The organism is Pseudomonas sp. PI1 (assembly GCF_000812405.1).
GTDB lineage: Bacteria > Pseudomonadota > Gammaproteobacteria > Pseudomonadales > Pseudomonadaceae > Pseudomonas > Pseudomonas citronellolis.
On the sequence record NZ_JWMC01000074.1, the window covers coordinates 132,693 to 145,963 of the forward strand.

General features: G+C 60.6%; 15 protein-coding genes. 2 read left to right on the plus strand and 13 right to left on the minus strand.

The window, feature by feature from the left end; translation table 11 throughout:
- Positions 1-7 precede the first annotated feature (7 nt).
- The 5 genes from RN02_RS23715 to RN02_RS23730 form a co-directional block, all read right to left on the minus strand.
- Complete coding sequence (locus tag RN02_RS23715) at positions 8-1,423, minus strand: hypothetical protein (RefSeq protein ID WP_023082725.1); 1,416 nt, start codon at positions 1,421-1,423, stop codon at positions 8-10.
- A gap of 42 nt (positions 1,424-1,465) precedes the next feature.
- Positions 1,466-2,494 carry a helix-turn-helix transcriptional regulator gene (locus RN02_RS23720; RefSeq protein WP_043317308.1) on the minus strand — a complete coding sequence of 343 codons (1,029 nt, stop codon included), beginning with the start codon at positions 2,492-2,494 and terminating at the stop codon, positions 1,466-1,468.
- 639 nt (positions 2,495-3,133) lie between these two features.
- A complete protein-coding gene (locus RN02_RS32730; protein ID WP_074980471.1) occupies positions 3,134-4,030 on the minus strand; it encodes an alpha/beta hydrolase in 897 nt (298 codons plus the stop codon).
- Positions 4,030-6,591 carry an autotransporter family protein gene (locus RN02_RS23725; RefSeq protein ID WP_043317310.1) on the minus strand — a complete coding sequence of 854 codons (2,562 nt, stop codon included), beginning with the start codon at positions 6,589-6,591 and terminating at the stop codon, positions 4,030-4,032. The genes RN02_RS32730 and RN02_RS23725 overlap by 1 nt, the downstream gene beginning before the upstream one ends.
- A gap of 197 nt (positions 6,592-6,788) precedes the next feature.
- The gene (locus tag RN02_RS23730) at positions 6,789-7,235 is read right to left on the minus strand and encodes a hypothetical protein (protein WP_043317312.1); all 447 of its coding nucleotides are present in this window, start codon (positions 7,233-7,235) and stop codon (positions 6,789-6,791) included.
- A 138-nt stretch (positions 7,236-7,373) separates the two neighbouring features.
- On the opposite strand from RN02_RS23730, the gene RN02_RS23735 reads away from it, so the two are divergent.
- The gene (locus RN02_RS23735; protein WP_034040888.1) at positions 7,374-7,721 is read left to right on the plus strand and encodes a helix-turn-helix domain-containing protein; all 348 of its coding nucleotides are present in this window, start codon (positions 7,374-7,376) and stop codon (positions 7,719-7,721) included.
- A gap of 29 nt (positions 7,722-7,750) precedes the next feature.
- Here the strand turns inward: RN02_RS23735 and RN02_RS23740 are convergent, their stop codons facing one another.
- The 6 genes from RN02_RS23740 to RN02_RS23760 form a co-directional block, all read right to left on the minus strand.
- Positions 7,751-8,086, minus strand: a complete 336-nt coding sequence (locus tag RN02_RS23740) for a hypothetical protein (protein WP_043317315.1) — start codon at positions 8,084-8,086, stop codon at positions 7,751-7,753.
- 84 nt (positions 8,087-8,170) lie between these two features.
- Positions 8,171-8,353: a hypothetical protein gene (locus RN02_RS23745; RefSeq protein WP_043317317.1), complete on the minus strand. Its 183-nt coding sequence runs from the start codon at positions 8,351-8,353 to the stop codon at positions 8,171-8,173.
- A 46-nt stretch (positions 8,354-8,399) separates the two neighbouring features.
- Entirely contained in the window at positions 8,400-9,320 is a 921-nt protein-coding gene (locus tag RN02_RS23750) for a recombination directionality factor (protein ID WP_043317319.1), read from the minus strand.
- A 79-nt stretch (positions 9,321-9,399) separates the two neighbouring features.
- Complete coding sequence (locus RN02_RS23755) at positions 9,400-10,404, minus strand: YqaJ viral recombinase family nuclease (RefSeq protein WP_043317321.1); 1,005 nt, start codon at positions 10,402-10,404, stop codon at positions 9,400-9,402.
- A 126-nt stretch (positions 10,405-10,530) separates the two neighbouring features.
- A complete protein-coding gene (locus RN02_RS32735; protein ID WP_074980472.1) occupies positions 10,531-10,932 on the minus strand; it encodes a hypothetical protein in 402 nt (133 codons plus the stop codon).
- A 155-nt stretch (positions 10,933-11,087) separates the two neighbouring features.
- On the minus strand, positions 11,088-12,002 hold the full coding sequence (locus RN02_RS23760; RefSeq protein ID WP_236695221.1) for a DUF932 domain-containing protein: 915 nt from the start codon (positions 12,000-12,002) through the stop codon (positions 11,088-11,090).
- Between RN02_RS23760 and RN02_RS34350 the strand changes: the two genes are divergently transcribed.
- Entirely contained in the window at positions 11,889-12,125 is a 237-nt protein-coding gene (locus RN02_RS34350; protein ID WP_236695222.1) for a hypothetical protein, read from the plus strand. The genes RN02_RS23760 and RN02_RS34350 overlap by 114 nt on opposite strands.
- A 28-nt stretch (positions 12,126-12,153) precedes the next feature.
- On the opposite strand, the gene RN02_RS32740 is transcribed toward RN02_RS34350, so the two are convergent.
- Together RN02_RS32740 and RN02_RS23770 are read right to left on the minus strand one after the other, a co-directional pair.
- Entirely contained in the window at positions 12,154-12,426 is a 273-nt protein-coding gene (locus RN02_RS32740; protein ID WP_003150493.1) for a hypothetical protein, read from the minus strand.
- Between the two features lie 259 nt (positions 12,427-12,685).
- Entirely contained in the window at positions 12,686-13,057 is a 372-nt protein-coding gene (locus tag RN02_RS23770; protein WP_043317328.1) for an AAA family ATPase, read from the minus strand.
- Positions 13,058-13,271 lie beyond the last annotated feature (214 nt).

The window sequence follows — 13,271 nt, forward strand, 5'->3', positions numbered from 1 at the left end:
ATACGCCTTAAAGATTATCGATCAGGTTCTTCAACTGTGTGCTTTGGGCTGCCATGGTCTTGACCTGGCCGGCGAAATGTCGCTCGGACAGATACAGCCCCTTGTGGAACTCGGCATAGAAAGACTGCGACATCTGCAGGTATTCCAGCGAGTCGTGCATGATCATGGCGTTACTCGCCACGTGTTCGGTGGCTTCCAGCGTCAGACGGAAGCTTTTCTCAATGTGATTGTCGATGGCGATGCTCATGGCCATCGTGGTAATTAGGCCGCCGATGATGCCGCCGACCAGCGCGCCGATGGGACCACCAAGAGCACCCACCGCGGCGCCCACTGAGCTGCCGACGACGGCGGCGCCGGATTGCAGCAGATTGTGACCGGCCCGGGTTTCTAGTTCTTCGCGGGTGATCTTGCCCGCCGCGAACAGCACCACGTTCTGGACCACATCCACCGCGCACACTGCCGCCGCCGCCACGCCGCTGTTGGCGAAGGTGCGCTTGAAGGCAGAGCCTGCGAACAGCGTCGGCAGGTTACGTGCCGTGATGCTGACCGTCGCCGTGGCGACACCCGCTTTCAGCGCACTGTCGCCGGCGGCGATGGCGGTGTTTTGCAAAATCAGCAAGGTTGCTTGTTCTGCCGTGATCTCGCCGTCCCGTACACGTTTGATCGACTGGAAAGTGTTGATGCTGCCCGCGATGACGGTGGTGATCACCGCCGCCGAGCCCGCCGCGCGCAGGCTCTGCTGGACAGTCGCCTTGTTCAGGTAACCGTTCTGCATGTTTTCATGCAGTTCCTTGCCGGTCTTGCTGCCACTGCCCAGGTGTTCGGCGTCCCGCTTGCTCAGCGGTGTCGACTGGGCGCCCTCGACGTCGAGATTAGCCGTAGTCTTCTCACGTACCTTTTCTGCGGCATTGGCCACCTCTGGACGGGTTTGCTGGTTGCGCAGCATGTCGCGTTTCGCGGCATCTTTGATCTGCTCGATCTGATCTGCGGGACCGATAAAGGCATCGCTGTCCCGGTACTGGTGAATGCCATCCTTAGTGGACCTGAAGGCCTTTTGGGTGGCATCGCCATTCTTGAAATATTTCAGTTGCGCGCCGAGCAACTGCTCATCGCCTTTCATCACGACGATGTCATGGGTTGTATGGTTCTTGGCGAGCGGGGTATTGGTAAAGTTATCGGTGAAGGCCCGGACGTCCTTGTCCTTGAGGATGGCGTCCAGGTTGAACGATTCGGCGTGCCAGGTCTCGGCCGCGAACCCGCCTTTGATCGCGCTGTTCTGTGCCGTTCCGGCAATCTTGTCGATGATGACGTTTGCGTGGCTGATCTCGGTCAGCATGTGGCCAATCTTTTCCGATGCCTGCGTAGGCCAGATCGGACAGAGGCTGACTGAGTTGTTCAGTGCCCTTTTACGTTCGTTGTCCATGGAGCTTCCTTCATCAAAATATGGAGGTCCACCACCGCGTTATCACGCGTGAGGCGAGTAGTCAGGCCCTGAATAAAAGGTGCGCAAGTTGCCTAGCTTCTGTTGGATTTCATCGACCCAGACCTGCGGCGCGTGGACCCGGATGTTGTCGTTGAGCCCGAAGATCCACCATAGGGTGTCCCGGTCCAGCGCAACCTGGGCATGCAACCTCTTCCAGGCCTGATTGGGCAGATCGCTCAGACTCTGCACGGTGCTCAGTGGCGTCTCGCTGAGCAGGGCGGCAATCTGTGGATGTACGTCGGCGATCAGTTCGACCTGCGTTTCGGCCTGTCGATGGCTGAAAATCCCGGTGTCGATGTAGTCATCGACGTCGAATGTGGCGTGCGACTCTGCCGCTTCATCCAGCACTCGAACCTCGCGGATGCGATGCAGGGCAAACTGGCGCAGGTCGCTATATCCATCGACAGACGCCAGCAGATAGCTGACGGCGTGTCGTGACACGAGGCCTGTTGGATGTAGGCGCAGCCGCTTGAGCTCACCTTTGCTTCGGCTTTGGTATGCAACATCCAGCTGCTTGCGCTCCAGGAGGGCGGTGGAAACCTGATCCCATACCGTCGGAGCAATCACTGCGGGTAGCAGGGTTTTCCCGTAGGGAATTGCCCGAACACGCCTAGCCCAATCCGCCAGGCCATTATTGCCCAGGCTGCCAAGGAAGTTTCGGGCCCGCCGGAACTGCGGACTCAGTTGATCCAGCACCGTCTGGGGCAACAAGGTGTTCAGATGGCTTTCCGACAGGTACAAGGCAAGCGCGGTGGGAGCATCCATGTCTTCCAACTTCAGTGGTGCGTCTCGTGTGAAACTCCAGCGGAATGGGGTTTCGCTATCGTCACACTGTAAGGAGAAGGGAACAGACAGCCGGTTCAGGTCGCGCTGGATGGAGCGCAGAGTTACGGAAAAGCCTTTATCGCGGAGCTTTTCGAGAAGGGTTGGTGTTGCGATGCGCCGAGGCTCGGTGGGTATCAGTCGCAATAATGCGAATAGCCTGAGCAGCGTATCCTTCGCTTGGGACATGAAGACTACCTTGTGCTGAAATGCGACTTATCGCCAACGTTCTGGCGTCAAGTCAGTGCCGATGCTAGCGGCTTGAGTGGCATTGTGCCAGCTCTTGCCTGTGAAATCAGACCGGGTCCCACTCAGCGGGGCGTTATAGCTTTATGCCGGCTGTGGGAGGACTGAAGATGCTCATTCACATGGAAGGAGACTGACGAGCCTCTTTCTCACGTTTCAGTTCGTTGTATTCGCAGTACAGCTCGTACCCTTTCTTCAGCACTACAATGAGGCCGATTGCGGCAAGCAGATTTTTCATTGGAAGCTCCTTTGGTGGATCCTCGATAGATTTGCTTGAAGGGGCGACAAGTTGTGTCGCTTGCTCTTGGGCAGGATCACTGCTTATTGATACTGAGGAATTGCTCCAAGCGCGTCCTGAGAATTTCCTTATGATTAGCGCCGCGACGTTCAAGCGAAGGGCTATGGCAGTTGGGGCAGGTGATGAACCAATCGCGTTCCAGTACCAGCACATCGCTCTGGGGAAAAATGGTCTTTTTCCAAGAGCAGCACGCGCAGGTGAGGGTGAAGGGTGCGGGTGGGATTGGCATAGCAGTCATCCCGTGACTATTGGATGACGCCAGACTGCCAGCAGGTCGCGACAGATCATGTCGCTTCACTTGATCTGAGTCTTGGCTGAACACAAGGCGAAGGTTGTCGTGCTGGAGTGAGGGGCTGTACCCAACGCTTCCATGCGACTTCCCAGCCGGTATCGTGGCTTGCTCCCGGTATATGGATACATTCGATATGAGAGGGGGAGCCGAGGGCTCGCCGGTAAAGGTCTAGCAAGCGACTTGGAATAGCGGTGTCTCGCTGTCCAACTAAATGCCGCTGAGGCAACGACACGAGTTGACTACGATAGTCGAGCGGATCTAGCGAACCGTCGAGGGGCGAGAGCCCTTTCATTTGTGCCCAAAGCCGTGGACTGAGGTTGCCGGCCAGAGTCTGGACCTGAGCAACATCCTCCCGTTGGGCTGCCAGCAGCAGTGCCAATGCTGCACCTCCGGAATATCCCACCAGCTCGAATTCCCGATTGCCATAACGCTGCTTCAGTTGGTCTAGTGCCTGACTGAGGCTGGTGACGATTTCCTGGGAAAACCGCCGATTGGTCCAGAGCGAGGGTTCACAGGCCGGTGCGGCGACGAGCTGGCAAGGCCGCGCCAAGTAGGCATTCGGCGTTGGATCGTCCACTGCTAGCCGTGCTACCAGAAGGTTGTGTGGACTCGGATCCAGGCTGGGTTGTGTCGCCGTGGCCCAGGCATGGCCATCGCCTTCCAAGTAAACGCGCAGGCGAGCTGTTTTCGCTGTGCCCTGCGGTACCAGTATGGCGAGCGGGAACGGTTGCCCCGGCAGGATCTCTAGTTTCCGCCCATGCTCATCAGCCAACTGCTGCAGCGCTTCGCGAGGCGACTGGCAGCCGGCGAGGAGGGCGCCGACCAGCAGCGCCGTCAGGACTCGAAGAAAACCGGCCCACGTGCGTGGGCCGGAAAGGTAGTGGCTCATCAGAAGTCGTAACGAACCTTGGCGGTGAAAGTATCGGCGTTGAAGTCGGTCTTGCCGGTGTAGTCGTAGCTGACCCCGACCGTGACCGCACCCAGATGGTAGTCCGCACCGACACCGGCTTCGTAGCTGTTGCGGACTGCCTTGGCACCTTGGCTCACGAAGGGCGTGCCACCCAGTGTGAAGGTCGAGGTGCTCTGGGCTTCGTCCGCGGCGAAGTCATGGTAGGCCATCAGCTTGGCTTGCGGCTGCAGGTTGCCATTGCCGACCAGGAAGTCGCCCGCCACACGAACACCAGCACCCAGCTCCGCCACTTCGTAGCGTTGGCTATCTACCTTGAGCGCCGCCGACGACCCTTTCTCGTGGTAGCCGTCGATGTCGACGCGCGCATAGCGAGCGGCCAGCCGCGGCTCGATCAGGACCTGCTCGTTCAGGTGGTAGGTGTAGCCACCGACGACGTTGGCCCCCAGGACCTGGCTGTCGTAGTCACCCTTGGCTGTGGTGCCGGCGATACGGCGCTTGCTCTCGTTGTCGTTGAGGCCATAGCTCAGGTTGGCATCGACGAAGTAGTTGCCCTGTTCGAAACCGCTGTAGAGGGTCAGCGCATTGCCATCGACGTCGGTGGTGTTGCCGTTGTCGCTGTTCACACTGGTGTGCAGGAAGCTGTAGGCCACGCCCAGGGTCAACCGGTCGGTGAGCTTGCCGTCGGCGCCGATGGCGATGCCACGGCTGTAGGCGTTGAAGCCGGCGACGCCATCACGCAGATCCTGGTTGGCGTCGCTGTACAGCGCCTGGGCCCAGATGCCGGTGTTCTGCAGCACATCGCCCGAGGACTCACCGCGCAGGCTACTGGTGCGATTGCCGGTGACGTTGCTCATCAGCGTCTGCCCACTGGTGGCCGCCTGGGTCGCACCACCGTTCACCTCAGGAGCGAGCTGCTCCGTCAGCTTCTTCAGCGCTGCCGGATCCTGCGAGGCATTCACGTAAGCCTGGAACACCGGATCGTTGGGATTGCTCTGCGCCAGTCCAGTAATCACCTGGCTGAAGGCCGCGCCTGCACGTTGGGCGTTGGCTGAACCGCCAATCTGACCGATCACCTCTCCGACTTCGTCCTGGCCCTTGGTGCTGACCTTGGCCAGGATCTGGTTGTCACCACTGCTGACGGTGTCGACGTTCAGCAGGGCCGAGCGGCTGGTTACGCTGACGCCGTCATTCAGCAGGGTGCCGGCTTGGACCAGGGTATAGGTCGTGCCCTGGGCCTTGAAGTCGCTGCCCTGGGCTGCCAACTGGATCTGCGAGCCCTTGGCGAATTCCGCCGTGCCGGAGACGGCGACCACGGCCTTGCTCGGATCCGTGGCCGTGCTCAGGTTGAGCCCCAGCGAGGAGTTGCCCGCCACATCCAGGTTGCCCTGAATCGTGGTGTGCGGCTGAGCGAATTCCAAGTGTGCCGGCGTGTTGCCGGTATCGCTGCCGACATCCAGCCAACCGGCGTCCTTCAAGCGGATGTTCGCGCCATCGGTGCTGGCGTCGGTACCGCTGAAGGTCACGTCGCCGTTCACTTCGATATTGGATAGGTCGATCAGGTTGCCGGTAATGCTGCCGGCGTTCCAGACCAGGTGCACGCCACCACTGGCCTGGGAGGCATCGATGGCTTCGTCCTGGGAAATCAGGTTGCCGCTGTTCTGGATGACCAACGTGTTGCCGGCATTCGCACCGTCGATGTCGAAGGCCCCCACCTCGATGGCGGCATCGTCAGCCTGGATGGTGCCGGTGTTGAGCACCTGTACCGGCGCACTGGTAAAGCTCACGCCGTCGAGACGCAACGCGGTTGCATCGTCGCCGTGGGCCACGATGCTGCCATGGTTCTCGATCCCGCCGAGGTCCACCCGATCCGGACCACCGTTGTCATCATCATAGGTGGCGAGAACACCCGTCGAGCCGGCGCCGCTGACCTGGATCAGACCATCGTTGATCAGCTTGCCAGCGATGGTGCCGCCCTTGAGCTGGATGCCGGTGGCCTCTTCGCCATCGGCGAGGATCTTGCCGCTGGCGGCGTTGACCAGGTCGCCCTGCAACACCGACTGGCCGGCGAACTTGAGGCCACGGATACCATCGCCCTCGAGGACACCGCCGGCCACCTGCAGGGTGCCTTCATTGACCAGGTTGCCGTGGATGATGGCCGGATCGATCAGCAGGCCGGTGACGCCCGCGCCGTTCACCGTGATGTTGCCCTTGTTCTGCAGGTTGCCGAACACCTCGGTCGGCGCGCCGATGGGCGAGGGAGTGTCATCATCGCCGGCGTAGGACAGGTCGACGCCGTTGAGGTCATCGCCCGTGGCCTGCACCTGGGCGTTGAGCACCAAGTCGTGATTGAAAGTGTCGCTGTAGAAACGAAGTGGCTGGTCGCTGCCAGTGAAGCTGCCGGTGACTTCGGTGCTGTCGGTGTAGGTGTTGCCTTCGCTGTCCAGCCCGCTGTTGGTCAACGTCAGGGCGTGTGCGGCGAGGGGTAGGGCACTGGCGGAAATCGCCAGGGCGAGCAGTGTCTTGCGATATTTTGGAGTCATGAGTGCTTTATCCCTAAACAGTATTTGGCGATTTGTTTTTTTATTATTTGTTTTGCGGAGACCTCTTTTCGAAAATAAAAAGTTGGGTGGTGAATGCGCAGCCAAACTTGGCTGCGCAGTTGGTGGAGTGATTGGTTTGGTTTGATGAGGATCTTTCTTATTCTTTAACTGCGATGCGACAACTTGCGTCGTTCTGCCTACCAAGCAGAGCGACAGAGGTTTTTCTTGCTGGTCAGGGGTTGGAGAACCTGGGGAAGGTTCTGGGTCGGGAGCCTCACCGTCTGGCCGCCGGCGCTGAGTTGCAGGGTGCGGGCCTTGCGCAGCGCGGCCCAGAAGCCCGGGAAGCTGGAGCTGCAGGCTTCGCAGTCGGTGTAGAGGGGGTTGCTGAAGGTGGTGCCGTCGACGATGACGTCGAAGCCATCGCGTTCGGATGAGTACTGTTTTCCGGCGATGGTGGCGTAAGCGGAGACCGCGCTTTCTCCATCGTCTGGGCAGGTGATGTTCAACTGGTTGCCGTTACCGTCGTCGATCAGGTGTTCTTCGACACCTTGGGTGTAGCTGGAAGTCCATTCAGAGGTGCCGGCAAAAGCGGTGCTGGTGGCCAGCCAGCCGAGGAGAGAAGCCAGAAGCAGTTGCTTGTGCATGGGGACAATCCCTGTATCGAGTGAAGAAAGATCACCAATAAAGTCGAAAATCAACCTTTTGGGGTGATTTTCGACCTGTGGTGTTCTTCATGTCAATGAGGCGGTGCTCAACCATTCAGGTTGAATGGGAGAGGCATCATGTCTGGTACGGATCAGAAAGCACTGGCTGAAGCGGTAGGACGGGCTATTGCTAAGCAGCGCATGCGCTGTGGGATGACGCAGGACGAAGTGGCGGAGATCCTGGGCGTGGGGAATGAGGCGGTGTCACGCATCGAGCGCGGAATCGTCATGCCCAACATTGCCCGGCTGTTCGAGTTTGCGACGATCTTCAACTGCAATGCGATGGAACTGCTGAGCGAGGCCAGCTTGCGCCCGGATGACCAGGCCTCGCGGATCAGCGGATTACTGAATGCCCTGGAGGAGAGCGACCGTCAGTTGGTCGTAGAGATGGTCGAACGGTTAAGTGAGCGACTTAGTCGCGGGTGAGGGGTGCCACTTCAGCCAGCAGAATTGAGTTAGCGGCGTGGTAGGGGTTCTTCGTTGTACTTCGCTCCGCAGCGGAGGCAGAGGCAGTCGTATTCCATGAACTGAAAGCGGCGTACATCGCGAATGAAATCGCCGGTACTGTTCCAGTTCGCCGCCGCGCCGCATATACCATCGAGCATCAGGTTGAACGCGCGCTCCAGCGGACTCTCGCAATGCAGGTCCGAGGTGATCGGCTGCTGCCGGGCAGATGACTGCTGGATGCCGCGCAAGAAACCGTCCAGCGTGCCCATCAGCCGAGCCAGTGCTTTGGCGGCATCCTTGGACAGCACCACGGATGAGTTACAGATCAGACACCGTGTGATCATGGTGAGTGCTCCTGTTAGGCGGAAAGTTGGGATGAGAGTCGGCGAGTAGGAGCCCTGATGGCTCCTGCTTATGCCGCCAGGGGACTAGAGGGAAATGTGGAGCCCGACCCGCTGGAGGAGTCGGTGGAACAGGATCAGTGCCAGTACGATGGCCAGTGCCAGCGGCCAAAAGCGCAGCATGAGCACCAGCAGCGCAACGGCCATCGCGCAACTGGCCAGCACGCCGATGAACACGAACAGCAAACCAATGAAGCGCACCAGGTTCATGGCGCAATCCTCCTCGTAGATTGAGTGATGGGTGATGCCGCGGACATCAGTCCGCGGCGTGTTGGGCCCGGGCTTCGGCACGGGCTTTCAGCAGCGTCGACAGGGTGGGTTTCGGCGTGGTGAGCGGTTCCGCTACTAGCGCGGTCGAAGGCGGCGATTCAGGAGCCGGCTCCGGGAAGAACTCTTCGGTGATGGCCCCCGTTTCCTCGTCACTGTCTTCGAAAGCGCCATTGGCAAAGCCCAGCCGCGCAGTGGCATCCAGCGCCACCTGGTCGAAGCCGGAGGCCTGGCGCGCTTCATCGAGTTCCCGGGCTTGCAGCAAGGCTTCCTCCATCGAAAGGCCACTGCGCACCGTGATATCGACGTAGAAGATCGGCGAGCCATGGCTTTGCCGGGTGGACTTGCCGCGCAGACGTAGCTCCAGCGGCAAGCACGCCAAGCGGTTGCCGGAGATCGCCTGCAGGTACTGCAGCCGCGCCACCAGGGTACGAATGCTGTTGAAGCCGGTGGTGCGGAACACGAAGCTGCCCAGCGGATCCTCATCGCCAATGGCGACGTTGAGGCGACCGTAGGGCTTGCACGCACCGCCCTTGGCCAGCGGACAACCATCCGGCGACGGGCAGGGCAGCGAAGCGATGCAGTCCTGGCCACGGCGCCTGCAGGTCTCGCCATTGCCGACACACAGCGGCCGTCCGGACTGCCGATCGAACAGGCAGTACTCGGCGCGGAAGTTCAGCTCCGGCGCGTTGAACAGCAGACGGATCGGAATGCTGCGGATCTTGCCGCCCTGCGCTTTGCGCAACTCCTCGTCCAGCGGATGGGGCAGCCAGCCATCGCGGAGTTGGACCTGCGACGTGAGGGTGAATTGATCGTCCTTCTCCGGCAGGCGCTTGCCGTTCTTCTCGACGACCTTGCCGATGGAAATCCGCCCGAGCACCGGCGGGGTAATGGCCAAGCCTTTGAGCATGGTGGTTCTCCAGTGGATGAATAAAAAGGACCACCCCGGCGCAGGGGAGACGCCAGGGTGGTCAAGGGGGGAAGCGAAATCAGGTGATCAGGAAGCGCCGGCTGCCGACCTTGGTGGTGGGGTAGCGCGCCAGCAGGTAGGGCTTTTCCTTGAGCAGCCGCGACACATCGAGCACTACGCTGTCCTTGGCCTTGCGCCAGGACACCGCGCCGTTGGCGAACAGCGCCCGGCTGGCATCGCCCATGGCCTGCTGCAGTTGCTGCTTCAGCTCGGCCTCGCGCTTGCCCTGGAGCTCCAGGCTGGCGCGCACCATCTGCAGTTCATCGAAGGCAGCCGACAGCAGCGGATCCTGGGTGAAGTCCAGGGTGTGCCCCTGGTCCTCTGGATACAGGCAGCGCAGGGCCTGCTCCGCCGACTCGGAGCCATCCGCCGGCGGTGGCGTATCGCGTTGCACGTAGTTCCAGAAATCGCGCTCCAGCTCGATCAAGCGGGCGATCAGCTCCTCGTCGCGCTCGATGCGATGGATCTCCAGGTGCTGGCCGCCGAGCAACACGGCCACATCGGCCGCCTGCTTGCCAGTGACCGCCAACTGGTGCATCACCTGCAACTGCACGTAGACCGGCACACCGTCCTTCCACAGACGCGCACCGTTGATGCCGGCGGTCTTGCATTCGAGGATCTGTACGTCGCTGGCGCCGATCACCTCGCGGTCGATGTTGGCCAGCATCCAGTCCAGTTTCGGATCGGGATGCTGCAGCACGGCATTGATCCGCCGTACCCGGTTGCCGGTACGCCGGGTATAGTGGTTGGCGACGATGGGCTCGAGGATGTTGCCCCAGTAGGTCGGGCTGTCCTCGTCGTTCGGATCGCTCTTGGGCAGCCCGGCATCGCGACCGGTCTTCTCCAGCCACAGCTCCAGCTGCGACTTGTAAGGGTTGAGGCCGACTGCGGCTGCAGCATCCGAGCTGCCGATGCCGTGCTTGCGTACGGCCAGCCAGTCGTCACGGGACAGATCCTTGGTGCCGACCAGGCGCAGGGCAGGGCGTTGCCGTGTTCTGTTGGATGTGGAATGGGCGTGAGTCATGAGGATTTTTCTCCGGACATAAAAATGCCCGACCGGCGGAACCGGTCGGGCATCGAGTGAGGGAGTTGGGGTCGTCAGGCCATCAACGGGAGGACTGCATCCAAGCAGTGCTGCAATCCCTCCCTCTTAACGGGCTGCACCACCGGCCATGGCGGTCACCGGCTGCCGTCGCCGTGCGTGATGGGCACGAACCTTCTCGCGCCAAGTGGGCGAGAGTTCCTTGGCCATGTCGAGATAGCGCAGCGGGCAACTGTAGTAGTACGGCGCCATGGACTCATCCATGACTTTGTAGCCCCACTCACCGCCACTGCGTTGCAGCAGATCACAGCGGATGTAGCGCATGGACTCGCCAGGTGAGAGGTCTGGGTGGACACCTGTAGTTTTCGCCGTCACTTCGGTGACCGACCACAGCACATTGCCGCGCAAGGTATGCACAAGCACACGAACACTGGCTCGTGCCGTGTCTTCGGGGCGGATCAGATCTTGGACGAGTTCTGACCGGGTTCGGGATGAGAACAGCCAGCCCATGAGAGAGGCCTCCAATGAAACACCGAGGCCCAACTCCACGGGAGCGGAACCCCGGCAGGTGGAAGGGAACGCCCAACGTCGTGGTACCTGCGAGCGACTGCTGTCATCGCAGAACCGGTTGGGCGAAGAGAGATAACGGAAGGAGGGAGCGGCCGTCAGGCCACCAACTGCAGGGCCGCATCCAGGGCACGTTGCTTGATTACCGCCCCCTGGCCGAACCAGGCCGAGTCCATGCGGTACTCGTTGCTACGGGCACGGCGCTCGTGGTCGACATACTCGGTGACGGCATTGAGCAGACCCCAGGCAGTGCCGTTGGCGGCTTCCAATTGCGAGCCGCGACCACGGCCTTCGTACAGGCTTTGCACCCGACGCAGCGCGCGTTCGTTCGGCAAGGCATCCGGCAATGGGTTGTTGGGCTGGGCATCACAGAGCACCTGCATGAAGTAGCCCATCGCCTCGTGCCACTGCACCTTGCGCTCGGCCAGATGGCGCATGCGGTACATGAACTCGTCCCATTGCGAGACGGCGATACCGAGTTGCTTCTTCACCGCCTGAGCATCGAAGCGGGTGCTGTGCGGCACCTTGATCGCCCGGGTAGCGCCATCGACGGCGATGGTCAGGGTGTTGTTGCACACCACCCGCACCGTGGTCGGTGTTGCCGTGGTGGCCAGGGTGCCGTCGCAGGAGGTGGCCAACAGCAGGTAACCGTTGACCAGGTCGTTGCCCTTTAGCGAGGTGTTCTGCCCGGTGCGTGCCAGCGCCCAGAACTTGCGACCGCCCTTGAGCACGCCGGCGGTTTCCAGCTCGTAACCGGAGACCTGGGTGAGGTCACGGTAGAACTCCAGCACTTCCTTCGGCTGCACCACCTGGTAGCGCTGGGAGACCACCGAAAGCGGTGCCTTGGTGTCGGAGCGGTAGAGCACCTTCTGTTCGGGGAAGGAGTGAATACTGCCCAGATGTCCGACTGCGTCCGCTTTGAAGTGGACGGGGCTTTCCTGGATTTGCCAGTCCATGCCAGCTTCCCGCTGCCAGACTTCCAGCGGTTGTTTCGGGGAGAGACGACTGCCCAGGCCATGCCAGGGAGCTTCGCCGACATAGGCCATACGTTCGATGAGATGAGCCATGATGAGTTTCCTGTGAGCAATAGCCGGCATAAAGCGCTGCGCGAAGCGCAGCACCGGCGGAAGGAATGAAAGGGGAGGGAGCGAAGAACGAAGCCGATCAGGTCGGCAGGTTGAAGCGATGCCCGCAAATCAGGCAGAGGTTGTTGGCGAGCACGTGGCGATCCAACTGGTCGCCGAGTTGGGCGCCGAGCGCACAGCCGCCGACACCGCCTGCCAGGCCGCCAAGAATGGCGCCGGACAACGAGCCGAGGGTAATGCCCAGCGGGCCGGCAATGGCGCCGACTGCTGCGCCGGCCTGACCACCAGCAAGAGCGGCGGAAGCGCCACGCGCTGCGCCACCGACCGTGCCGACCAGGGCGCCGATCTTCATGGCGGGATGCAGAGATGCGATTTTGGGGGAGTTACAGCGAGGACACTGCAATGACATGGCTGGAGAGCCTCCATGATGGGTATGTCAAAGCAGTGATGTAGAGCTGTATTTTTTTTGAATCGAATTGTTGTGTCGCGCGAAGGGATCTACGGGGGCTGTCGATCCCAAACAGCCGTGAGCTTTGTACCGAAGGCACCTCGCGGCCCGATTAGTCCGCGCGATATACGACATCTGTTAGTTAAGTTCGTGCTACTGCTCTCTACTGGGCCTCTGGTAGCCCCATCTTCAAACGGTAGTGCTCTGGATGGCCTACCGCCTGAAAAACAGCCTCCAGCTTGGAAAGGTAATAGGTGATGTTGAACTGGCCCCAGCCGATATGGGCGATGTTCGTCTCGTCCCAGTGGGCCCCTCGGTTCAAAAAACGCTCCAAGGGCCGGAATGTCCCATCTTCCGCTGACAGTTGTTGCAGGATGTCTTCAAACCGTTGGGCATTGCCAGTGAAGGCAAAGAAGTTCTCTAGGATGTATCGCATGGGGTTGGGTACCACCTGGATGCGCACCAATCCTTCCTTGGCGTCCCGCATGACACGCCAGAGGGCATCGTAGTCATTGGCAATATCACGGGCGTCCATCGGCACTACTTCTTCAATGGAAAGGAGATACGTCGAGACGTCTACAAGGCTCAGCAGCTCGGTGAGCTGTGGGAGCGGATCACTCGGGACATGGCAACTACAACAGTTGCAATCATGATAAGGGGCGGTACGAGGGCGAGTGTGGTATCGGCATCGTTTACCGGAGCGACCTGGAGGTCCGACCCCATGTCCACAAGGCGATGCGTTACCTGGT